Origin of the sequence: Nitrosospira multiformis, assembly GCF_900111585.1 — a bacterium.
Lineage (GTDB): Bacteria > Pseudomonadota > Gammaproteobacteria > Burkholderiales > Nitrosomonadaceae > Nitrosospira > Nitrosospira multiformis_B.
The window spans coordinates 134,430-157,862 of the sequence record NZ_FOHI01000002.1 but is presented as its reverse complement, the minus strand read 5'-3'; the positions used below and the strand labels follow the sequence as shown (position 1 = coordinate 157,862).

Here is a 23,433-nt window from a genome sequence, read left to right as displayed (position 1 = left end):
TTATATAGGGGCATCTTGAAATGAAAAGGGTTGTAGCTATGGCAGCGGCCTTGGGCATTATTATGGGTGCATATGCAGTGGAGAAAATCACACCTGGGCAGACAACGGATTACGTCGTTCTAGGGATGGGCTGCTTCTGGGGTGCGGAGAAGCGCATGGGAGAAATTCCCGGGGTCGTCGATGTGGAAAGCGGGTATGCAGGGGGTGACCTTCCCGGCGCTGGTTATCAGGACATTTTGAATCATGAAAGAGCGCTTCGTACCGGTAAAACTACAGTGCGCAATCATGCGGAAGTGGTCAAGGTGGTTTTCGATCCAGACAAGGTAACGCTGGAAACAGTGCTGGCCAAATTCTGGGAGAGCCATGACCCCACTCAGGGCAATCGCCAGGGGAACGATATCGGCAGTAATTATCGAAGTGCCATCTATTACCATGACGCGAACCAGAAAGCTGTGGGACTGGCAACCCGGACTGCTTATCAAAAAGCACTCGATGCTGCGGGTTACGGCAGAATCACTACTGAGATCCTGCCACTCAAGAATTACATCACCGCTGAGGAATATCACCAGAACTATCTGAAAAAGAATCCCGATGGGTATTGCGGCTTGGGTGGTATCGGAGTGAAATACCCCGGGTCAGTCAGGAAAGTTGCGCAAACGCATACGTCTTCCATCTCTTCCGGCACTTCTGTGGCCTCGATACCATCCAAAATGGGCTTGGAGGCCCTGAGGAGCGACGATCTGAATCCTGCCCGGCAGTTGGTGGCGTTCGAGGCCGAGCATTGCGAATTTTGCGAACGCTTCGAAAAAGACATAATGAGCCATTGGCAAGCGGAAGTGCCGATTGCCAGGACGTTGAACTCGAATCCGCCCAGCGGTTGGACTCTGGAAAAACCCTTGTTCGCGGCCCCCACCATCGTGCTGTTCAAGAACGGTAAGGAGGTTGCTCGCTACACGGGATACAACGGCGAGAAATCCAATTTCTGGAAATGGCTGGGTTTTCAACTGCTGTCGCCCGAGCAGCAGAAAATCGCCTTCAAGCAAGGTACCGAGCCTCCTTTTACCGCGTCCAATCTGGATGAAAAGCGTCCGGGAAGATTTGTCGACCCTGTCACAGGCGCAACCCTCTTTTACAGCAATACCAAATTTGAAAGTGGAACGGGGTGGCCAAGTTTCTTTGAACCGGTGGAAGGTGCCGTTACTCTGCACGAAGACAACTCTCACGGCATGAAACGGATTGAAGTACGGAGCGCAAGCTCGGGCATTCATCTCGGCCATCTATTTCATGACGGGCCGCCCCCCAGCCACAAGCGCTATTGCATCAACGGAAACGTCCTGAAATTCGTCGCGGACCGATGAATCCGAACGGAACTTAGCCAACCCCACACACCCGCCGATTGCCCCCTTTCACGACGAGAATGTGCAACTCTTCGTCCTGGATGTCGCAGGTAATTCGGTAATCTCCGACATGGTAGCGCCAGTAGCCGAAAAATTGAGAAGCAAGCAAGGGTTCGCCGAGACAGCGCGCATCTTCCAGGAATACGATGCGCTCGCTCAGGTATCTCAGAAGGCGCTGGCGCGCTTGGGGCTCCATCTTATCCAGGTCCCGTTGCCCCGCCGGATTGAAACTAATCCTGTATGTCATACTTCCTCATGATGTCCTCAAGCGGAATCATCTTTTCGCCTTTGAGACGGGAAAGCATGACTACCCGGTCGGCTTCAAGCGCATCTTCCAGCGCCTCGATGCCGTTCCGCGCAAGTTCGATCAGATAATATTGCTTGTTATGACCGTATTCCTCCACGAGACGGGTTAGCCGCTCGTCGATATCCGGGCCGAGACGGACGGTGATCTCGTTGATTGCTTCGGATTCAGGCCGGGTACTCATGCGGTCTTCTCCATTTCGTGTCGCCGCGTCCTGGCGGTTGAATTTGAAAACGGCCGGGAGCGTGTCCCGATATTTGCGCAACGCGTCGAGTTCTTCTTTCATTTTATCCACCCTTTTATATTGAGCTGTCATTTGTCCTTTCCTTGTCCGGCAATCGTGATTTCCCCTGGCCCCATTTCATGATTTTCAGGAGCTATATATATTAAAAAAATTAAGAATGTTCGCGCGATGGATAGCTTATAAATTGACTGATTTTTTTACTTTTACTTATTGAAAAAACGCAGCGCATATTCCTGAATAATGTATTTGATATCCTGATGATAGTGTAGTGCATCACCGGAAAACCCGAGAGACAAAGCTCAGGGGATCAGAGTGTAGGCGGAAAACGTATTTGATGCCCTGCCCGACTCAAGGCCTCCCGCTCCTCGCCCCTGTTCTCCCTGTCCCGGCTTTTCTTTAATTTGATTTCTTCCCAGGCTTCTCCCAGCTCTCTACCCATCGCCTCTACTCTTGCTTTGGCTCGACTCATCTCACCTGTTCGGTAAGTCAAGCTCAGGTATTATTGTGTTGTGGGCAACATTGGGACTGCTTTTCTGTGAACAGAGGAGGTGGGCGGCGCTGGTCACAAGTACAGTGCCAGTAAAGGGTTTTGAAAGAAGATTTCCTGAAGATCAGCCCAAGGCCAAACGGGAGTCAGGAAGGTTTATGCTTCTATTGTAAAGCACGGGAACTCCCTGAATCCAGGAATAACCCTGTGGGAGTCCTTGCTGGACAGAGCCTTATCCATTCATCAGGCGTCCATCAGATTTGAAGCAGCCTGTCTGTCGTCTCATAGGAGATAGGAGACGCATTCACTTTCGTAATTCGCAATCCCCCAGACGTTCGCATACGGCGAGCAGGTCAATATCAGTGTGGCCTGTTTGATCAATGAAGGCAATTGCCATTTCTTCCCGGTAATCATAACCACCGCCCCCGGTCTTTCTGAACGCCAATCCGCCGGAGAATGAAGCTTCTTCATCTTTCATGAGTCCCACGCGTACAGCAGTTCTGGGTGACATATACCCGTCCGCTGTGTAGAAAAAGACGCTGTGACGCAGGGCTGCGGCCAGTACCCATGCGGCAATCACGGTACTCGATATCGCAACAGCAGTAGTGATAACGGCTAGTTTCATTAAATAAATTTTCTTCTGGCGAAGTAGAGCGATGGGCTGGTAAACCTTCAAACGGTAGTCATCCGGCTACTCATTGGCTGCCGGCTTTACAACAAAAACCCCATCCCTATGAAAGCGAATGGGGTGTACCGCCAGCCGTTACAATCTGGACCACTCAGGGGTTACAGGAGGAGGACCCATTCCCCTTAGCGGTCTCAAGATCAGAGGAACGCTGCCGCCACCAGTGCTACCGTCATACCCATCAAATAGGAAACGGTAAGAAGTTTTCCCATTTTCATCGCCCTTTCTCCTTATGGTGAAAGACACGTCTATCATAGCTGTATTGTTAAGAATTTGTTATTTTTTTGTGATACTACTGTGTAGGACACTTATTGATCAGCCAGGTTCCCTTCAAAGAATTTCTTCCGAGATTCGGAAAGAATGGCTGACGAAGCTTGAGACGGCGAACGATGTTCGCTAGAGTGACGGTCGCTGCGTAATGGTATGGTAATACGGCAATAGCAGGCAGCAGGGAAAACCGTTAATGCACATGTCTCGCCTTCCTCTCCTCTATGACATGATACTTGTAGAAAACAGGACAAGCGGAATAGTTCAACTTCGCAACTTCAACTTCGGGGTGGGACAAATACTATATTGGCAAAACCGGCTTGCTACCTGCTATCCTTGTTCTATTGACGCCTTGCTGACCCAGATGCCGTAATCGCTTATAACCGCTGCTTGTAGTCATCGAGGCAGGGCAATGCCTCAAGCCCGGTTCCAGATTCCATGTTGTATATCCTTTTTCCATGGAGACTATGGGATTGGGGCAAGGGCTTCTATCAGGACAAAGATAAAGCATTCCCGCTCGTTCCCGGTTCATCCCGTCCGGTCATTGACCTATTCCGTCAGCTTCTTCCTCAATATCTCATTCACCTGCGCTGGATTCGCCTTGCCTCTGGCGGCCTTCATCACCTGGCCCACCAGGGCGTTGAAGGCCTTTTCCTTGCCTGCCTTGAATTCCTCTACCGATTTCGGGTTGGCGGCCAGTACTTCATATACCAGATTCTCCAATGCGCTTGAATCGGATATTTGTCTTAGTCCCTGTGAATCGATAATCCGGTCTCCAAGGGCCTCATCAACTCCCTCGCGATTCTTCCATGAGATGCTCGCCGCACCTGCCTGCGCCCACATCTGTCTGAACACATCCTTGGCGATCTTTCCAGAGATGGTTCCATCCTTGATGCGCAGAAGAAGTTGCGCAAGCTGTGCAGGAGATAACGGACAGACATCGAACGGCTTTCCTTCATTATTGAGATAAGCCGATACCTCTCCCATTACCCAGTTTGCGCACAGTTTAGGGTCGGAAGGAAGTTTTCCTACGACTGCCTCATAATATTCCGAGATGTCACGGTCTCCGGTGAGCAAGAGCGCGTCGTACATGGAAAGCCCATAGTCATGCTCGAGTCGCGTTCGCATTTGCTGCGGCAGTTCAGGCAGCCCTTTCTTCACTTCCTCGATCCAGTTCCCGGATATCTCGAGCGGCAGCAGATCCGGATCGGGAAAATAGCGGTAATCCTGCGCGTCTTCCTTGCTTCGCATCGCACGTGTTTCACCCTTTTCCGGATCAAAGAGGCGCGTCTGTTGCTGTATAGTTCCCCCGTCTTCGAGGATTTCGATCTGCCGTCTTGCCTCGTAATCGATCGCTTTCTCGAGAAAACGAAACGAGTTGAGGTTCTTTATTTCACAGCGGGTACCGAGCTTGTCCGACCCCCGGAGACGCACAGACACGTTGGCATCACAGCGAAAGGAACCCTCCTGCATGTTGCCATCGCAGATGCCGATCCAGCGGACGAGCGTATGCAGTGTCTTTGCATACGCCACGGCTTCGGCGCTGCTGCGCATGTCCGGTTCGGAAACGATCTCAAGCAGAGGTGTGCCGGCGCGATTGAGATCGATGCCGCTCATGCCGTGAAAATCCTCGTGCAGCGACTTGCCGGCATCCTCCTCCAGATGTGCCCGCACGAGACGCACGGTTTTTTCCTGCTCTTTTCCATCCTGGACGATCTGAAGCTGGATGTGTCCCCCCTCGACCACCGGCAATTCGTATTGGCTGATCTGATAACCTTTGGGCAGGTCTGGGTAAAAATAATTCTTGCGGGCAAAAATGGAAGGCGAATTGATTTTTGCTCCCACTGCCAGGCCAAACCTGATTGCACGCTCCACCGCGCCACGGTTCAATACCGGCAGCACACCGGGCAGTGCGAGATCGACAGCGCAGGCTTCGGCGTTGGGCGCGGCGCCAAAAGCAGTCGAAGCGCCGGAGAATATTTTGGACTCGGTCGAGAGCTGGGCATGAACCTCAAGACCGATAACGGTTTCCCATTGCATTTAGAATACCTTTTTCTGATACGGATGCTTTATGAGGGGCGAGTAGCGGCTTGACCTGAGCCGCTCGCCACAACTGACCACTACTCTCCTACTCCTTTGGCATCCGTGTGTGCCAATCCGATTCAAGCTGATATTGATGGGCCACGTTCAACATTTGTGCCTCGGCAAAATAATTGCCGATGATGTGCAATCCAACCGGTCTGTTTTTATGACCGAAACCAACCGGAATGGACATGGCGGGCAAACCCGCGAGGTTGACTGCAATGGTGTAGGCATCGGATAAGTACATCTGAACCGGGGCGCTGCTTCTCTCTCCGAGGTCGAATGCAACCGTAGGAGAAGTCGGCCCCATGATGACGTCGCATTGCTTGAATGCCTCGGCGAAATCCTGGGCCATCAGGCGGCGCAGCTTCTGCGCCTGGATGTAGTATGCGTCATAATACCCATGCGACAGCACATAAGTGCCGATCAGGATGCGGCGTTTCACCTCTGAACCAAAGCCCTGCGCACGGGTTTTCCGATACATGTCGTTGAGATCCACGTAATCGGGAGCACGATAGCCGTAGCGTACGCCATCAAAGCGCGACAGGTTGCTCGAAGCTTCGGCGGGAGCAAGCACGTAATAAACCGGAACCGAAAGCTTCGTATTGGGCAGCGACACCTCCACCGTTTCGGCTCCCAGCTTGCGATACTGGCCGATGGCGGCTTCTACCGCGCGCGCCACATCCTCGTCTATTTCCTTGACGAAATACTCCTTTGGCAGGCCAATGCACAGACCGTCGAGCGGCTTTTCCAAGTCGCGCGTGTAATCTTCCGGTTGGCGCTCGAGACTGGTTGAATCGCGGGCATCGAACCCTGCCATGACGTTGAGCATCAGTGCCAGGTCTTCCGCTGATTTAGCCATCGGCCCACCCTGATCGAGGCTGGATGCGAAGGCGATCATGCCGTAGCGCGATACCAGCCCGTATGTCGGCTTGAGGCCCGAAATGCCGCATAACGCCGCCGGTTGCCGGATTGACCCACCCGTGTCCGTCCCGGTCGCGGCAGGCGCCATGCGTGCTGCCACCGCGCAGGCGGAACCGCCGGAGCTTCCCCCTGGCACGGCTGCGGTATCCCAGGGATTTTTTACCGGCCCGTAAAAGGAGGTTTCATTGCTGGAACCCATGGCGAATTCGTCCATATTGGTTTTACCAATATTGACTGCGGCCACGGCATTGAAGCGCCCGATCACGTGGGCGTCATAGGGCGAGATGAAATTCGACAGCATTTTCGATCCGCAGGTAGTGAGCCAGCCCTTGGTACAGAAGATATCCTTTTGTGCAATGGGAATACCGGTCAGGGGTTGCCCGCGCCCGGATGCGATCAAGATGTCCGCAGCCTGCGCCTGCGCGAGGCTCGTCCTTTCATCGAGAGTGATGAAGGCGTTGTATTCGGGATTAAGCGCTCGGGAACGCTTGAGAAATTCACTGGTCAACTCAACGCTGGAAATTTTCCTTGCGGCAAGCATCGCGGAAAGTTGCTTGAGGCTGGCGTTCAACATGGGCTGGTTTTCGCTGGATGAAGCAAAATGAAGCAAAACGTGAAAAGGCTCCTGGAAGGAGAATAGAAATTACAGGGGAGCGGTCACGCAGGGAGCCTGCGTGGGGTTACTCGATGACTTTAGGCACCAGATAAAGCCCTGCTTCTACCTGGGGAGCTACCGACTGGAACAGCTCACGCTGATCGATTTCCGTGACGGCATCTGTTCGCAGACGCTGCATTACATCCTGCGCATGCGACATCGGGGTTATCGCCGATGTATCCACTGCCTGCATCTGCTCGATGAGATCAAATATGCCTGATAACTGGATCAATGCCTTGCGCGCCTCATCTTCGCTGATCTCGAGGCGCGCCAGATTTGCAACACGTTTTACATCATCCAGAGACAGAGACATTTCCGGCCTAAATCCTTTATAACCCTTATATTCAAATAGCTAATAGAGTATCATAGCCCGATTCTTTTCACCTGCTTTTTAATCACTATCCTCCGCGACGGACTCCGTAAATCATGCTTAATTTTTTAAATAACAGTGTATTGAAGGGTTACTTTTCGACCGACATGGCGATAGATCTGGGAACGGCGAACACTCTGATCTACGTGCGCGGTCAAGGCATTGTCCTCAATGAACCCTCAGTGGTAGCGATACGCCAGGATGGGGGTCCCAACGGCAAGAAAATCATCCAGCAAGTAGGGCTGGCTGCCAAGCAGATGCTCGGGCGTACGCCGGGCAACATCTCGGCTATCCGGCCAATGAAAGATGGCGTCATTGCGGATTTCACCGTTACGGAACAGATGCTGAAGCACTTCATCAGAAAGGTAAACCCTCCGAGGCTGTTTTCCGCCAACCCGCGGATTGTCATCTGCGTACCCTGCGGTTCGACCCAGGTCGAACGCCGCGCCATTCGCGAAGCGGCTTATGGCGCGGGCGCCCGTAAAGTGGAATTGATCGAGGAACCGATGGCAGCTGCCATCGGCGCCAATCTGCCGGTCGAGGAAGCCACCGGCTCCATGGTGGTCGATATAGGCGGAGGCACGACCGAAGTCGGTGTGATCTCGTTGGGCGGCGTCGTTTACTCGAACTCGGTACGCGTCGGAGGAGACAAGTTTGACGAGGCCATCATCAACTACATACGCCGCAATTACGGGATGCTGATCGGAGAAGTAACCGCCGAATTGATCAAAAAGGACATCGGCTCCGCATTTCCGGGATCGGAAGTACGCGAACTGGAAGTCAAGGGCCGTAACCTGGCGGAAGGTATTCCACGCAGCTTTACCATTTCGAGCAATGAAGTGCTTGAAGCGCTGACCGAGCCGTTGAACAACATTGTAAGCGCTGTCAAATCCGCACTGGAGCATACCGCGCCTGAACTCGGAGCCGATATTGCCGAAAAAGGCCTGGTGCTCACGGGCGGAGGCGCGCTGCTTCGCGACATCGACCGGCTGCTTATGGAGGAAACCGGACTTTCCGTCATCATTGCAGAAGACCCTCTTACTGCCGTCGTGCGTGGATCAGGGATTGCACTGGAAAACATGGATCAACTGGTTGGCATATTCGCCAGTGACTGATAACCTTTATAACTGCGCTACTGCCAGCTTTCACTACCGCCTTCAATGCACCATACCTTCCAGTACCTGAAAATCGGGAACATAAAACTTCGCACATGATAGAAATCTCCCCCCGGTTTTTCAGGCACAGTCCCAGTTTACTGGCTCGGACGGCTTTTTTTGTCATGCTGTCATTGCTTCTGATGGCACTGGATAGCCGATCCAAATATCTCGGCGGCGTGCGGGAAATTTTCTCCATGATAGTTTATCCGCTGCAGAAACTGGCTCATGTGCCCATGTCAATGTACGATGCCACAAGCGAACTCTTCCAGCATGGCGAGATAGCGGAGGAAAATGCACGTCTCAAGCAGCAGCATCTCGTTGACAAAGGCCAGCTCCTCCGGCTGCGTGCGCTGGAAGCCGAGAATACCCAACTGCGCAAGCTCCTGAATGCGACGCAACGTATTGAAAACAAGGCAACAGTGGCGGAAATCCTGCGCGTGCCGCATGATCCGTTCAATCGCAAGGTATTGCTTGACAAGGGCAGCATGGCCGGAGTCGAGTCGGGCCAGGTCGTCGTGGATGATATTGGCGTGGTGGGACAGGTTACCCGCAATTATCCGCTGGCCTCGGAAGTGACTCTCCTCACGGACAGGGACCATTCCGTTCCCGTGCAGGTGGTACGCAACGGCCTGCGCTCGGTCGTATCAGGCACCGGCAGGGAAGGAGTGCTGGAGTTGAGGTATATGGCAATCAACACTGACATTCAGGAAGGGGACGTGCTGGTTACATCCGGGATAGATGGCATCTATCCCCCGGGGCTTCCCGTTGCTGCAGTATCCCAGATCGAGCGTAATCCCAACTATATCTTTGCGCGCATCACCTGCACGCCTGCTTCCGGTGTGAATCAGAATCGGCAACTGTTAATCCTTTCCGCGCGGGCGCCTCGTGCCGGAACACCGGCAGAAGCGACCAAAATGAAGCCCCGCCCCCAGGAAGCGAGAAGACAGTGACGCTCGCTAATTCATCCAGACACGAAATTCTGATGCCAGCCAAAGGCTGGTTCATCATGCTCAGCCTGATCGTGGCGCTCCTCCTGAATCTCATACCGCTGACCGGCACCGTTCGGACGCTGCAGCCCGATTTTGTCGCGTTGGTGATGCTTTACTGGTATGTCAACGAACCCCAGCGGGTCGGCATCGGCATGGCATTCTGGATGGGTCTGCTCATGGATCTCAGCAATGCCAGCACTTTCGGGCAACACGCGCTCGGGTACAGCGTAATGGCGTTCATGGCACTGGTCTTCAACCGGCGCATGGGTATCTTCGAAGGGTATAAACAAGCTCCCCAGATAGGACTGGTTCTGCTTTCAGGACAGATCGTCACACTTCTTGCCGGCCTGTTTGCCGGTTCCCCTTTCCCCGGCTGGAACTTCTTTCTTGGCAGCATTGTCGGCATGTTACTGTGGCCGCTTCTCTCAGCCATATTGAGGGTGCCGCAGAAACCCTGGTCTGCTTCCGATGCAAGATGAATCACAGAATCGAGCTTCGAAGCTACTCGCGTGAGTTACACAATTTCCGCCTGCGGCTGGCGATAAGCGCCGGCTTCATGCTGCTGCTCTTCCTGCTGCTGTTCGTACGCTTCTTTTACCTGCAGGTTTCTCAGCGTGAACACTATCACACGCTGGCGGAAGCCAATCGCATTTCCATTGCGCCGATCGTTCCCAACCGCGGCCTGATTTTTGACCGCAATGGCGTCGTGCTCGCTCATAATTATTCTGCCTATACACTCGAAATCGTTCCGAGCAGGATCGGAAATCTCGAGCGCCTCATCAATGAGCTGACGACGGTAGTGGAGATCTCCGCGCGTGACCGCAAGCGGTTCAAGAAATTGATGGAAGAGAACAGAAGAATCGAAAGCTTGCCTATTCGCACGCGATTATCGGACGTGGAGGTTGCCCGCTTCGCCGCCAACCGCTATCGCTTTCCGGGAGTGGAAATCAAGGCGCGACCGTTCCGCCAGTATCCCAAAGGCGAGTTCGCCTCTCACGTGGTGGGTTACATAGGGCGCATCAATGACAAGGATCTGGAACGGCTGGAGGCTGACAGCGAGCTCGCCAATTACCGCGGTTCCCAGCACATGGGAAAAATCGGCATCGAACAGAGCTACGAGAGAGAATTGCATGGCATCACCGGAATCGAGGAGATGGAAACCGATGCAGCCGGCCGTGCAATTCGCGTCATATCCCGCACGCCGCCGATTGCGGGCAGGAATCTCAAGCTATCGCTCGATTTCAAATTGCAGGAAGTCGCGGAAAAGGCGTTTGGCGACCGGCGTGGCGCACTTGTCGCCATAGAACCGGCAACGGGAGACGTGCTCGCGTTCGTGAGCAGACCGGGGTTCGATCCGAATCTTTTTGTAGACGGGATTGACACCGAGAATTGGGAATTGCTGAACAATTCCATAGATCGGCCGCTGAACAATCGTGCTTTGCGTGGCTTGTACCCGCCGGGCTCGACGTTCAAACCCTTCATGGCTCTGGCTGGTCTGGAACTCAAGAAGCGTTGGCCGGAAAGCGAAATCAGCGATCCCGGCTACTTCAGCCTGCCCGGAAGCACCCACCGTTTTCGTGACTGGAAAGCCGGGGGTCACGGCCTCGTGGACCTGCACAAATCGCTGGTGATCTCCTGCGACACTTATTACTATTCGCTGGCTCATGACCTCGGGATCGATAATATCTACAATTTTACCAGTCAGTTCGGGCTGGGGAAAAAGACTGGGATCGATATCGAAGGCGAAGCCGCCGGCCTGCTGCCCTCTCAGGCATGGAAAATGCAACGACATAAACAGAACTGGTTTGCCGGCGATACGATTTCTGTGGGGATTGGCCAGGGTTATAATCTGACCACGCCGCTGCAACTGGCATTTGCAACTGCTGTTCTCGCCGGCAACGGCGCTGCGTTCCGTCCTCATCTCGTCAAGCAGGTCCTGGACAGTAACAACCGGATCGTACGTGAATTCGGCACAAGTCCGCTGTACCGGCTCAAACTCGATCCTGCCAATTTGAAGGCGGTACATAATGCGCTGGTCGATGTAACCCGTCCGGGCGGCACAGCCGCGGTCGCCGGTGCAGGGGCCGCTTATACTTTTGCCGGAAAAACGGGGACTGCGCAGGTGGTGGGAGTAAAACAGGGGGAAAAGTATGAGGAAAGCAAGCTCGATGAACGGCATCGTGATCATGCACTTTTTATAAGCTACGCTCCCGCTGAAAACCCCAAAATTGCGCTGTCCGTACTGGTGGAAAATGGCGGGCATGGCGGTGCGGCAGCGGCACCGATTGCCCGCGTGGTGATGGATTACTATCTGCTGGGCAAACTGCCTAAAGAAGCAGCTGCACAGCCTGTCGATCAGGTGGACGAAGAGGAGGATGAAGAGCACCAGCAGAACCGGGAGGACGGGCATGGCTAGACTCCCGCACGCAGGGCACTACTTTACGCGCTACATCGATGGTCTTCTGCTTTGTGGAATTCTCCTGCTCATGGCAACTGGACTTATCACGCTTTTCAGCGCAACGGATGCCAATAGCGCGCGCGTCACGAGTCAGGCGATCAATATGCTGGTCGCGCTCAGCGTGATGTGGCTGGTCGCCAACATTCCGTTGGAGCATATCATGCGGATCGCCTTACCGTTATACGCGGCGGGCCTTTTCCTGCTGCTCTGCGTCGCGCTGTTCGGAGAGGTCAACAATGGCGCGAGGCGCTGGCTGAACCTGGGTGTAACCCGCATCCAGCCTTCCGAACTGATGAAGATTGCCGTGCCGCTGATGATGGCCTGGTACTTCGACAAGCACGAGACAACCTTGCGGCTGCGGGATTACGGCGTAGCCACCCTGCTGCTGCTGGCTCCGGTACTGTTGATCCTTCGCCAGCCTGATCTTGGAACCGCGCTGCTCATTGCCTCGAGCGGTTTTTATGTCCTGTTTTTCTCCGGGTTATCCTGGCGCATCATGGCGACGGTGGCGATTGCGGGGGGAGCAAGCCTTCCGCTGCTCTGGTCCATGATGCATGATTATCAGCGCAAGCGTGTCATGACGCTTCTTGACCCGACGCAGGACGCGCTTGGCGCAGGCTACCATACCATTCAATCCACTATTGCCATCGGCTCCGGGGGCGTGCTGGGCAAGGGCTGGCAGCAAGGCACTCAGACCCATCTTGCATTCCTCCCGGAGAGAAGCACTGATTTCATCTTCGCGGTATTCTCCGAAGAATTCGGTCTGCTCGGCAATTTGCTGCTGCTGCTGTTGTATCTGGCTCTCATCGCCCGCGGGATGGTGATTGCCGCCAACGCTTCCACCCAGTTTACCCGCCTCATCGCGGCTTCCATCACGCTGACTTTCTTCACCTACATCTTCGTCAACATCGGGATGGTCATCGGCATTCTGCCCGTAGTAGGGGTGCCTTTGCCCCTGATCAGCTATGGCGGCACATCAATGGTGACAATGTTGCTAGGATTTGGTATTTTGATGAGTATCCAGACTCATCCGAAGCTTGTTAAGACGTGATACTTATGGATACACATCCTGCCTGCCTACCCCTCTTGCAGTCAACTGCGCAACCAACGACGCAGTCAACAGCCCAGTCGATTGCCGGGCGATGCGCCGCCTGGATGGTTGCCCTGACCATCCCCGTTTTCCTTAGCGGGTGCGGCACCTTTTTCAAGCTGGAGAAAAGCGAGGAGAAGAATGCGAAGCCTTCATCGGTCTCCACTCTGTTAGGAGGCAAGAAAAAAGGAGGCGGTTATTACCTGGATGATGGTCCCGGCGACAATCCACCTGCCGATCTCCATCTGATCCCTGATGCCGTTCCCCGGGAAGAACCCTTGCGCGCCTCCACCATGCGGCCTTATTCAGCCCTCGGAAAACGGTATAAACCGATGACGCGTCACGACCGCTATAAAACGCGGGGAATGGCATCCTGGTATGGGCGCCGCTATCACGGGCAGAAGACCGCATCGGGGGAGATTTACGATATGTATGCCATGACGGCCGCACATCCCACCCTCCCTATTCCGAGCTACGTACGCGTGACAAGCGTGGCGAGCGGGAAATCCGTGGTGGTCCGTGTCAATGACAGAGGGCCTTTCCTTTCCAGTCGCCTTATTGATCTTTCCTATACGGCCGCATATAAACTGGATGTACTGGGTGGGGGCAGCAGCCTGGTCGAAGTGGAATCCATTGTGCCCGGAACGGGTAGTTTCACGCGGCTTGCCGCGGCTGCCCCTGCCCAGCGTCCAGGTTCAACATCCGGCACCTCCAGGTCTCTCTCCGGCTCTCCCGCTACCCCAAATGGGCAGGCAGGAGCCATAGCCGACCAATCGGTGGCGGTCACTACCACTACCGAGCCGGACTCCACTGAAGCGCAGCCGGGTCTGTTCCAGACTGCCTTTGCCCCGGCAGTAGCCGATATGCCCGGCGCCAGCCCTACCGGCGATGGCGCCCCTGCTCCATCTCCCGAAACACCTGCTGCCGTTCCTGCGGGGATCTACCTGCAGTTGGGGGCCTTCAATGCGTATGACAATGCAGATAATTTTGTCGTCCGCATGCGAAATGAATTACCATCGCTGATGACCAGCCTGGATATCATTGCAAAGGATGGTCTGTTCAAGGTCCATGCAGGTCCTTATCCTGACCGCGCCCTGGCCAGAAAGGCTGCGGACAAAATCGCCGAGGCGCTGTCAATCAGGCCGGTGCTGCTGACACGCTAGGGCCGCACGCCCTCTTCATTGCGAAGCGACACAAAACCTGCTCCCTGTCCGGCGGTTGCTGGCAGTCCAGCAGCGGCAGAAGGGTTCCCGATTTGAACTTTCCGCTTTAATTTTCCGCTTCAGGGGGGCAGAATGATATGTAAGCGGGTGTTTTGCTCGGGCAATTCCTATTCACGGTTATGAGGGCGGACAAAATGCAGATCAGGGATCAGGTTACGCCGGCAACAATTCTTGCAGAACTAGTCAGTCATGCACGGGCGCAGCCTGCGGATACTCAGGGCTTCTGTCACGTAAATTGTCAGGATCTATATGGCAGGTTTCATGCCAAAGCCGAACGTATCTTCGCCTCCTTCGATAAGTATATTCCTCTGACCTGGTACCTCTGGCGCGCAGGTGAGAGCGCAACGGACATAGCGATGAGATATTCGAGCGAATTTCTTTCAGGAGGTACGGACCGGTTTATCGGGATGCGCCTGATCTCCAGCGATGAATTGGCAGCAGGTGATAATCAGGCAACAAAAATAGGCGCTCAGATTCGCGAATTGCAGAAAGATTACGACGCACTGCTGGAAAGGTATTTCCTGCTGCTTTGTACTGACGATGAAAAACAGCAGGAAAAAATTGAATCCATTATCGAGGCGCTGAAGGCAGATACCACCATTGTTACTGTTGTACCACGCTATGCGTGGTCTTTTTTTGCCATGGAAGATGCCATGATCGACGCGGTCGTGGACCGTTTGATGTACCCGGATGATTATGTTCGCCAGCAAGCCCGGGAGCAAGTATCCGGACTTGACAGAAGAAGGCTTGTCCTGCTGCTGTCGTGCCTGATCCATGGAATCGAGGAAAACAGTTGTTTCACTGTTTCGGATGACTTTGTAATGCACAACGAACTCGTGCAGGAATTTGAAAAAGATAATCCGGGAGAGCGCGGCGCGGTGGCCGAAGATGTCATCGCGATGGATGGAAGATTTTTCTTTCGCGAGGCAGATGTGGATGGGTTCGAAATCTATCAGGACAGCGTGTCCGCTGTTATAGCCCTGTATTATGACGCGAAGGTTCGGTACAGCCACACCGGGGATGAGGCTGTACACTATCTCTATACCCTCCTGGAACAAACACGTGAGACAACCTGAGCGTTCGCCATGCACTGCCGCCGGGGATGGCAACTATATGGCTGAAAACCGGCTTTAGCCCACACGCAGTTCAATAGATACTTCTTACTCCACCGTCACCGATTTCGCCAGGTTTCTCGGCTTATCCACATCCGTACCTTTTTGCAGTGCGACGTGGTAGGCGAGAAGCTGCAGGGGGATGGTGTGGAGGATGGGGCTGAGCAGTCCCGCGTGTTCCGCCAGACGAATGATGTGCACGCCTTCGCTTTCCTGAATGTGGGAATCAGCATCGGCGAAAACGTAGAGCTCCCCCCCACGGGCGCGTACTTCCTGCAGGTTTGACTTGAGTTTTTCCAGCAGGGCGTCATTGGGGGCTATGGCGACGACGGGCATATCCTTATCCACCAGCGCAAGCGGACCGTGCTTCAATTCTCCGGCAGCATAAGCTTCAGCATGGATATAGGAGATTTCCTTGAGCTTGAGCGCACCTTCCAGCGCAATGGGATAATGCATGCCTCGGCCAAGAAACAGGGCGTGGCGTTTCTCGGCAAACCTTTCCGCCCAAGCTTTCACCTGCGGTTCCACTTGGAGACTGTGCTGAAGCGCGACGGGCAGGTGGCGCAGCGCAGTAATCATCTGCCGCTCACTCTCACCCGACAGTTTGCCGTTCAATTTCGCCAGCGTCATGGTGAGCAACATCAGCGCAGCAAGCTGTGTGGTGAACGCCTTGGTCGAGGCCACACCGATTTCCGGGCCTGCCCGAGTGAGAAAACGTAAGTCAGTCTGGCGCACGAGCGCGCTTTCGGCCACATTGCAGATCGCCAGACTGTGACGATGCCCGAGTGATCTTGCATAACCCAGGGCGGCCAGGGTATCCGCTGTTTCTCCGGATTGAGAGATGCCCACGATCAGGGTGTCGGCTCCAACCGCCGGATTACGGTAGCGATATTCGCTCGCGATTTCGACATTGCAGGGAATTCCCGCCACGGTTTCAAGCCAGTAGCGGGCGACGACGCCAGCGTGATAGCTGGTGCCACACGCCAGGATGAGGATACTTCTGGTATTTTTAAAGATGTTCTCCGCCTCGGTGCCAAACAGGCGCGGAGAGATGGATTGTGCATTGAGCACCATTTCCAGGGTGTTCGCCACGACACCGGGTTGCTCGAATATTTCCTTCTGCATGAAGTGGGCATACGGGCCCATCTCCACCGCCTCGTTTGTCAGCTCACTTTCCTGTACCGCGCGTGCGACCTCTGCGCGTGCGCCATCGTAACGGCAATTGACGATGCGGTAGCCATCCTGGCGCAATTCGGCGACATCGCCCTCTTCCAGGTAGATCATGCGCCGGGTAACCTGCAGCAAGGCGGAAGCATCCGAGGCAGCGTAGATCCCATTTTCACCCAAGCCAAGCAGCAGTGGCGCTCCATTGCGACAAACGATGAGGCGCTCCGGCCTTGCTTCCTCCATTACTGCAATTGCATAGGCGCCCCGCAATTCGCCCACTGAGCGGCATACCGCTTCGAATAAATCCGGGTTTTCCCTGAGATGAGACGAAATAAGATGAGCGATGACTTCCGTATCGGTATCGGAACTGAACTCGAACCCTGCCTTCTGCAAACGCTGACGCAGCACCTCATGATTTTCGATGATGCCGTTATGCACCACCGCCACCTTGGGTGTCTCTCCGGAAAAATGAGGATGTGCGTTGCGCTCGGATGGAGCACCGTGCGTAGCCCAGCGGGTATGGGCAATACCCACGTCCCCGCTGAAGTGCTGCTCATCCGCAAGCTTGCTGAGCTCGGCGACTCGCCCGGTGGTGCGTAACCGGTGCAGACGACCATTGTTCAGGGCAATGCCGGCTGAATCATATCCGCGGTATTCCAGTCGACGCAGGCCTTCAATCAGAGTGGGGACGATATTGGTTTTTGCGACTGCACCGACGATTCCACACATCAAAAGACTCCTTTCTTACAGGTACCAGCAATTGGCGCGATTCAAGGATGGAAAAAGATGGAAGGCTATGCTCAATTTTTGGGCTTCGGTTTTTTCACCGGACGTTTCCACCCATCGATACTCAACTGCTTCGCTCGCGAAAGCGTCAACATATCAGGTGGCGTATCCCTGGTAATGGTCGAACCCGCACCGATCGTGGAACCGCGGGCAACTCTGACGGGTGCTATCAACTGGGTATCGGAGCCGACAAAGACATCATCCTCGATGATGGTCTGGTATTTGTTGGCGCCGTCATAATTGCAGGTAATCGTCCCTGCGCCGATGTTGACGCTCCTGCCCACTACGGCATCCCCGATGTAACTCAGGTGATTTGCCTTGCTGCCAGCTGCAAGGGCGCTGTTCTTGACTTCAACGAAATTCCCGATGTGAACTTCGTCCTCCAGCCGCGTGCCCGGACGAATACGGGCATAAGGACCGATACGGCAATTTCGACCAATTTCTGCAGCCTCTATCAAGCTGAATGGCGCGATTACCGAATCCGCGGCTACCCGAACGTCTTTCAGTATGGTGTGAGCACCCACTTTTACACCATCATCCAGTTGAACGTCCCCTTCAAATATGCAGTTGATATCGATCATAACGTCTCTGCCGCAAGAAAGTTTACCGCGGATATCGATGCGCGACGGATCAGCCAGCGCTACACCCTGCTCCAGTAATTTATTGGCCTGCGCTGTCTGATAGATGCGTTCCAGTCCGGCGAGCTGAACCTTGCTGTTGACTCCGGTGGTTTCCCATACATAAGCGGGATTGACTGTTTCTACCTTTACCCCATCCTTCACCGCCATCGCGACAATATCCGTCAGATAATACTCACCTTGCGCGTTGTTGTTTTCAAGCTTGTATAACCAGCTGTGAAGATAGCGATTCGGAACCGCCATGATGCCCGTATTGATTTCACCGATGCTGCGTTGGGATTCGCTGGCGTCTTTCTCCTCGATAATGGCGGCAACTTCACCCGTTTCGCTATGCCGAACGATTCTACCGTAGCCGGCTGGATCAGGAAGTTCTACCGTCAGCAAACCTAATGTTTGCTTTCCCGCCGTCGCGATCAGCTTTTTTAATGTTTCGATGCTGGTCAGAGGCACGTCGCCATACAGAATAAGTGTAATGCCCTCTTTCTCGATATGAGGCAGCGCCTGCATCACTGCGTGACCCGTTCCGAGTTGTGGGACCTGTTGCGCCCAGATAAGGCTTTCATCCGCTATCGTTTGCGGGACTGTCTCACCCCCATGTCCATAAATGACACAAGTTGTGTGGGGCGATAATGCGCGGGCGGTATCGAGCACGTGCATCAGGAGAGGCTTGCCTGCCAGGGGATGCAACACTTTTGGCAGCACAGAGTACATGCGTTTTCCGAGACCGGCAGCAAGAACGACGATGTTCAGTTTGGACACATTCATGAAGATATCAGGGCATGCGGGAACGTGTAATATTCGATCCGCAAAGGTAGATCAACTGCAGGAAGTTAAGGTTGAAGCGGATTTACGAATGGAAACCGGATTAATTTATCATATAGCTGGCACAAATCCAAATGAAGTGTCTAAACCGGCTGTTCTTCGAAACAGAGATACTGATGCCTCTCCAAGAGGACAGACGGTTCAATTGAGCGTAAGCTACTGACTATTTGTGAGTTTGACTTCAGGATTGATTCGCGCAGAACTGAAAAAGGGCGGAAATACCGCCCTTTTTCAGTTCTGGTTCGAATATCAGTGTCCGCGTTTCCGTAGTTTCTGAATAGCGGCCAGTTGCGCGATCGCTTCGCTCAATTCTGCCTGTGCCCGCGCGTAATCCAGAGTGGAAGCTCGATCCCTCACCGCTTCTTCCGCCTGCTTCTTGGCCTCGATGGCCTTTACTTCATCGAGGTCGGCACCGCGTATCGCAGTGTCAGCAAGGATAGTGACGACATCTGGCTGGATTTCAAGCATACCGCCGGAAACATAGACCAATTCCTCTTCTTTCAGCGGTGCCTTGATACGTACTGATCCAGGTTTGATGCGCGTCAGCATGGGAGTGTGCTGGGGATAAATGCCCACCTCACCTCCTTCTGCGGGCGCAACCAGAAATTCAGCCGGACCGGAGTAAATAGATTCCTCCGCGCTGACGATATCAACGTGAAACACGCCCATTTTAGTTCCCATTCATCATTGAATCGGGATGACTGTTTTATCCGGCCACCCGATTCATCAACTCGATTATTGCAAGGTTTTAGCTTTTTCAACGGCCTCGTCTATGCCACCCACCATGTAAAATGCTTGCTCCGGCAGATGATCATATTCTCCCGACACAATGCCCTTGAACCCTTTGATGGTCTCTTTCAGAGGTACGTATTTTCCCGGCGCGCCGGTAAACACTTCGGCCACGTTAAAGGGTTGTGAAAGGAAGCGCTGAATTTTACGCGCCCTTGCTACAGCCAGCTTGTCTTCCGGAGAGAGTTCATCCATTCCGAGAATTGCAATGATGTCGCGCAATTCCTTATAGCGTTGCAGGGTTTGCTGTACGGCCCGGGCAGTCGAGTAATGCTCTTCGCCCACCACGAGAGGATCAAGCTGACGCGAGGTCGAATCGAGAGGATCAACGGCTGGATAGATCCCCAGCGAAGCAATATCACGCGAAAGCACGACGGTAGCATCCAGGTGGCCGAAGGTTGTAGCAGGCGACGGATCGGTCAGGTCGTCCGCGGGCACGTACACGGCTTGAATGGAGGTAATGGAGCCCGACTTGGTGGAGGTGATGCGCTCCTGCAAACGGCCCATTTCCTCAGCCAGCGTCGGCTGATAACCCACAGCTGATGGCATCCGGCCCAGCAACGCGGATACTTCCGTACCGGCCAGGGTGAAACGATAGATATTATCCACGAACAGCAACACATCCCTGCCTTCGTCGCGGAAGTGTTCCGCCATGGTCAGACCTGTAAGCGCTACCCGCAACCGGTTGCCGGGAGGCTCATTCATCTGGCCGTACACCAGCGCGACCTTGTCGAGCACGTTGGAATCCTTCATTTCATGGTAGAAGTCATTCCCTTCCCGAGTACGCTCCCCCACACCCGCAAATACGGAATATCCGCTATGCTCAATGGCGATGTTGCGGATCAGCTCCATCATGTTCACGGTCTTGCCTACGCCGGCGCCGCCGAACAGTCCCACCTTGCCGCCCTTGGCAAAGGGACAAACGAGATCGATAACCTTGATCCCTGTTTCCAGCAGCTCGGTAGACGCGGACAATTCGTCAAAAGCAGGGGCTTTCTGATGGATTGATCTGTTCTGCTCAGCGCCGATAGGTCCCATTTCGTCTATTGGCGTACCCAGAACATCCATGATCCGCCCCAGGGTCTTGGTGCCGACAGGAACACGAATCTGGTCGCCGGTGTTTGTTACCATCATGCCGCGCCGCAACCCCTCGGAGGAGCCGAGCGCAATCGTGCGCACGACTCCGTCCCCCAGCTGCTGCTGCACTTCGAGCGTAAGTTCCGATCCTTCAAGAACGAGCGCGTCATATACCTTGGGCATCTCTTCACGTGTAAACTCGACGTCTACCACCGCGCCGATACACTGAACAATTTTTCCCTGGTTCATATTGTTCCTTAAAAAATCAATTCAAATTATTCAAACGGCTGCCGCCCCACCGACAATTTCGGACAGTTCCTTGGTAATGGCAGCCTGCCGCGATTTATTGTAAATCAGCGTCAGTTCGTTGATGACGTTGCCGGCATTGTCCGAAGCGGCCTTCATTGCCACCATGCGCGCAGATTGCTCGGACGCAATATTTTCCGTCAATGCCTGGTAAATCAGCGCCTCGACGTATCGCACCATGATGTCATCGATGACGGGTTTGGCTTCGGGTTCATAAATGTAATCCCACACGCCGCGCTGTCCAGTCGGTCCATCACTGGCTCTGAGACGTTCATCGGAAAGCGGGAGCAATTGCTCCATCACCGGTTCCTGTTTCATCGTGTTGATGAAGCGGGTATAAAAAAGATATACGCGGTCGAAACGATCCTGGTTATAACCATCCAGCAATATTTTTATTGCTCCGATCAACCGCTCCAGATCCGGCGCATCCCCGAGGCTCACGACATGCGAGATGACATTGGCGCCCATACGGTTCATGAACCCCAATCCCTTGTTGCCGATGCAGCACACCTCGATCTGTTCGCCTTCCGCTTCCCAGGCTTTCATCTTGCTTACCGCCATGCGCAACACGTTTGTGTTAAGTCCACCGCACAAACCTTTATCAGAGGTAACCACAATGATGCCGATGCGCTTTACCGTATCGCGTTCTATCAGGAACGGATGGCGGTATTCAGTGTAAGCACGGCTCATGTGGGCTGCGACGTTGCGAATCTTCTCGCCGTATGGCCGGGCTTTTTTCATGCGTTCCTGTGCCCGGCGCATCTTGGATGCAGCCACCATTTCCATCGCGCGCGTGATCTTCTGCGTGTTCTTCACGCTTTTGATCTTGTTGCGTATTTCCCTGCTGCCTGCCATCGGTCAGTATGTTCCGTTCTTCTTGAAATCCTGGATTGCCGCCTCGAGTTCCTTCTCGGTTTCCGCATCCAGATCCTTGGTGGTCTCTATCTTGTCCAGAATGGCCCCATACTTGCTACGGACGAAGCCTCTCACCGCAGACTCAAAGGCCAATGCGCGGCTCACCTCTACATCATCCAGGTACCCTTTGTTGACAGCAAACAGGGTAAGCGCCATTTCGGACACGCTCAGGGTTGAGTACTGAGGCTGCTTCATCAGTTCCGTCACCATCTTGCCACGCTCCAGCTGCTTACGCGTCGCTTCATCCAGATCGGAAGCGAACTGGGCAAATGCGGCGAGTTCCCGATATTGCGCCAATGCGAGACGCACGCCGCCACCCAGCTTCTTGATTACCTTGGTCTGCGCGGCGCCTCCTACGCGAGAGACAGAGATTCCGGCGTTGATAGCTGGCCGGATACCTGCATTGAACAGATCGGACTCCAGAAAAATCTGGCCGTCAGTAATGGAGATAACGTTGGTGGGAACGAATGCAGTCACGTCACCCGCCTGGGTTTCGATCACAGGCAGGGCTGTCAGCGAACCTGTCTTGCCTTTGACTGCGCCATTCGTCTCTTTTTCCACATAGGCCGCGCTGACGCGGGCGGCGCGTTCCAGCAGCCGCGAGTGCAAATAAAACACATCTCCAGGATAAGCCTCCCGACCAGGAGGGCGGCGCAATAACAGGGAAATCTGGCGATAAGCCCATGCTTGCTTGGTCAAATCGTCATAAACAATTAGCGCGTCCCTGCCGGTATCGCGGAAATACTCGCCCATCGTGCAACCGGAATAAGGGGCGATAAACTGCATCGCAGCAGACTCCGAAGCGGTGGCAGCCACGACGATGGTATATTCCATCGCCCCATGCTCTTCCAGCTTCCGCACTACGTTACTGATCGACGACGCTTTCTGACCAATCGCAACGTAGATGCAAATCATGTTCTCACCCTTCTGATTGATGATTGCATCCACGGCCACTGCCGTTTTTCCCGTTTGACGATCTCCAATGATCAGTTCACGCTGTCCGCGCCCGATGGGAACCATTGCGTCGATCGCTTTCAGTCCGGTTTGTACCGGCTGATTCACCGATTGACGCCACACCACGCCTGGTGCAATCTTTTCTATCGGCTCGGAGTGCTTGGTAGTTATCGGCCCCTTGCCATCGATCGGCTGACCCAGCGCGTTGACCACACGGCCGATCAATTCCTCTCCTACCGGAACTTCAAGAATGCGACCCGTGCACTTGACGGTGTCGCCCTCGGTAATGTGCTCATACTCACCCAGAACAACCGCGCCCACTGAGTCGCGCTCCAGATTGAGCGCAAGACCGAAGGTATTACCAGGGAACTCAAGCATTTCGCCCTGCATCACATCAGACAGTCCATGGATGCGCACGATGCCGTCGGTCACGGAAACCACCGTGCCTTGCGTCCGGACTTCGGCGGTTGCTTCAAGCCCTTCAATTCTGCTTTTGATCAGTTCACTGATCTCGGATGGATTTAAATGCATTTTT

Annotated in this window: 21 protein-coding genes; 8 read left to right on the top strand and 13 right to left on the bottom strand. The window is 54.2% G+C overall.

What is annotated here, in order from left to right; translation table 11 throughout:
* Positions 1 to 20 precede the first annotated feature (20 nt).
* On the top strand, positions 21 to 1,358 hold the full coding sequence (gene msrA / locus BMW46_RS03825; protein WP_081355664.1) for a peptide-methionine (S)-S-oxide reductase MsrA: 1,338 nt from the start codon (positions 21 to 23) through the stop codon (positions 1,356 to 1,358).
* A gap of 13 nt (positions 1,359 to 1,371) precedes the next feature.
* On the opposite strand, the gene BMW46_RS03820 is transcribed toward msrA, so the two are convergent.
* The 7 genes from BMW46_RS03820 to gatC form a co-directional block, all read right to left on the bottom strand.
* Positions 1,372 to 1,644 (bottom strand): type II toxin-antitoxin system RelE family toxin, encoded by a 273-nt coding sequence (locus tag BMW46_RS03820; protein WP_074704944.1) that lies wholly within the window; start codon positions 1,642 to 1,644, stop codon positions 1,372 to 1,374.
* Entirely contained in the window at positions 1,628 to 2,017 is a 390-nt protein-coding gene (locus BMW46_RS03815; RefSeq protein ID WP_081355663.1) for a hypothetical protein, read from the bottom strand. The genes BMW46_RS03820 and BMW46_RS03815 overlap by 17 nt, the downstream gene beginning before the upstream one ends.
* A gap of 235 nt (positions 2,018 to 2,252) precedes the next feature.
* Positions 2,253 to 2,414 (bottom strand): hypothetical protein, encoded by a 162-nt coding sequence (locus BMW46_RS15305; RefSeq protein WP_177171030.1) that lies wholly within the window; start codon positions 2,412 to 2,414, stop codon positions 2,253 to 2,255.
* 322 nt (positions 2,415 to 2,736) lie between these two features.
* Positions 2,737 to 3,057 (bottom strand): hypothetical protein, encoded by a 321-nt coding sequence (locus BMW46_RS03810; protein WP_074705653.1) that lies wholly within the window; start codon positions 3,055 to 3,057, stop codon positions 2,737 to 2,739.
* 876 nt (positions 3,058 to 3,933) lie between these two features.
* The gene (gene gatB / locus BMW46_RS03805; protein WP_074704941.1) at positions 3,934 to 5,424 is read right to left on the bottom strand and encodes an Asp-tRNA(Asn)/Glu-tRNA(Gln) amidotransferase subunit GatB; all 1,491 of its coding nucleotides are present in this window, start codon (positions 5,422 to 5,424) and stop codon (positions 3,934 to 3,936) included.
* A gap of 88 nt (positions 5,425 to 5,512) precedes the next feature.
* On the bottom strand, positions 5,513 to 6,964 hold the full coding sequence (gatA, locus tag BMW46_RS03800; protein WP_074705650.1) for an Asp-tRNA(Asn)/Glu-tRNA(Gln) amidotransferase subunit GatA: 1,452 nt from the start codon (positions 6,962 to 6,964) through the stop codon (positions 5,513 to 5,515).
* Positions 6,965 to 7,070: 106 nt separating this feature from the next.
* On the bottom strand, positions 7,071 to 7,358 hold the full coding sequence (gene gatC, locus BMW46_RS03795; protein ID WP_074704939.1) for an Asp-tRNA(Asn)/Glu-tRNA(Gln) amidotransferase subunit GatC: 288 nt from the start codon (positions 7,356 to 7,358) through the stop codon (positions 7,071 to 7,073).
* A 113-nt stretch (positions 7,359 to 7,471) separates the two neighbouring features.
* On the opposite strand from gatC, the gene BMW46_RS03790 reads away from it, so the two are divergent.
* From BMW46_RS03790 to BMW46_RS03760, 7 genes are all read left to right on the top strand, one after another.
* On the top strand, positions 7,472 to 8,530 hold the full coding sequence (locus tag BMW46_RS03790) for a rod shape-determining protein (protein WP_074704936.1): 1,059 nt from the start codon (positions 7,472 to 7,474) through the stop codon (positions 8,528 to 8,530).
* A gap of 95 nt (positions 8,531 to 8,625) precedes the next feature.
* Positions 8,626 to 9,522 carry a rod shape-determining protein MreC gene (gene mreC, locus BMW46_RS03785; RefSeq protein ID WP_074704934.1) on the top strand — a complete coding sequence of 299 codons (897 nt, stop codon included), beginning with the start codon at positions 8,626 to 8,628 and terminating at the stop codon, positions 9,520 to 9,522.
* A 32-nt stretch (positions 9,523 to 9,554) separates the two neighbouring features.
* Positions 9,555 to 10,040: a rod shape-determining protein MreD gene (gene mreD / locus BMW46_RS03780; RefSeq protein WP_074705649.1), complete on the top strand. Its 486-nt coding sequence runs from the start codon at positions 9,555 to 9,557 to the stop codon at positions 10,038 to 10,040.
* Entirely contained in the window at positions 10,037 to 11,977 is a 1,941-nt protein-coding gene (gene mrdA / locus BMW46_RS03775; protein WP_074704931.1) for a penicillin-binding protein 2, read from the top strand. Before mreD ends, mrdA begins: the two co-directional genes overlap by 4 nt.
* Positions 11,970 to 13,070: a rod shape-determining protein RodA gene (rodA, locus tag BMW46_RS03770; protein ID WP_074704928.1), complete on the top strand. Its 1,101-nt coding sequence runs from the start codon at positions 11,970 to 11,972 to the stop codon at positions 13,068 to 13,070. Before mrdA ends, rodA begins: the two co-directional genes overlap by 8 nt.
* Positions 13,071 to 13,075: 5 nt before the next feature.
* A complete protein-coding gene (locus tag BMW46_RS03765; RefSeq protein WP_074704926.1) occupies positions 13,076 to 14,272 on the top strand; it encodes a septal ring lytic transglycosylase RlpA family protein in 1,197 nt (398 codons plus the stop codon).
* Positions 14,273 to 14,466: 194 nt separating this feature from the next.
* Positions 14,467 to 15,408: a hypothetical protein gene (locus tag BMW46_RS03760; RefSeq protein WP_143121397.1), complete on the top strand. Its 942-nt coding sequence runs from the start codon at positions 14,467 to 14,469 to the stop codon at positions 15,406 to 15,408.
* Between the two features lie 84 nt (positions 15,409 to 15,492).
* Here BMW46_RS03760 and glmS read toward each other — a convergent pair whose 3' ends face one another.
* The 6 genes from glmS to atpA all read right to left on the bottom strand — a co-directional run bounded on the left by glmS (position 15,493) and on the right by atpA (position 23,429).
* Positions 15,493 to 17,340, bottom strand: coding sequence for a glutamine--fructose-6-phosphate transaminase (isomerizing) (gene glmS, locus BMW46_RS03755; protein ID WP_074704920.1), 1,848 nt, complete (start codon positions 17,338 to 17,340; stop codon positions 15,493 to 15,495).
* A 71-nt stretch (positions 17,341 to 17,411) separates the two neighbouring features.
* Complete coding sequence (gene glmU, locus BMW46_RS03750) at positions 17,412 to 18,800, bottom strand: bifunctional UDP-N-acetylglucosamine diphosphorylase/glucosamine-1-phosphate N-acetyltransferase GlmU (RefSeq protein ID WP_218141753.1); 1,389 nt, start codon at positions 18,798 to 18,800, stop codon at positions 17,412 to 17,414.
* Positions 18,801 to 19,106: 306 nt separating this feature from the next.
* Positions 19,107 to 19,526, bottom strand: a complete 420-nt coding sequence (locus BMW46_RS03745; RefSeq protein ID WP_074704918.1) for a F0F1 ATP synthase subunit epsilon — start codon at positions 19,524 to 19,526, stop codon at positions 19,107 to 19,109.
* 66 nt (positions 19,527 to 19,592) lie between these two features.
* Complete coding sequence (gene atpD / locus BMW46_RS03740; RefSeq protein ID WP_074704915.1) at positions 19,593 to 20,972, bottom strand: F0F1 ATP synthase subunit beta; 1,380 nt, start codon at positions 20,970 to 20,972, stop codon at positions 19,593 to 19,595.
* Between the two features lie 30 nt (positions 20,973 to 21,002).
* Complete coding sequence (atpG, locus tag BMW46_RS03735; protein WP_074704912.1) at positions 21,003 to 21,884, bottom strand: F0F1 ATP synthase subunit gamma; 882 nt, start codon at positions 21,882 to 21,884, stop codon at positions 21,003 to 21,005.
* A 3-nt stretch (positions 21,885 to 21,887) separates the two neighbouring features.
* Complete coding sequence (gene atpA, locus BMW46_RS03730; protein WP_074704909.1) at positions 21,888 to 23,429, bottom strand: F0F1 ATP synthase subunit alpha; 1,542 nt, start codon at positions 23,427 to 23,429, stop codon at positions 21,888 to 21,890.
* Positions 23,430 to 23,433: the final 4 nt, after the last annotated feature.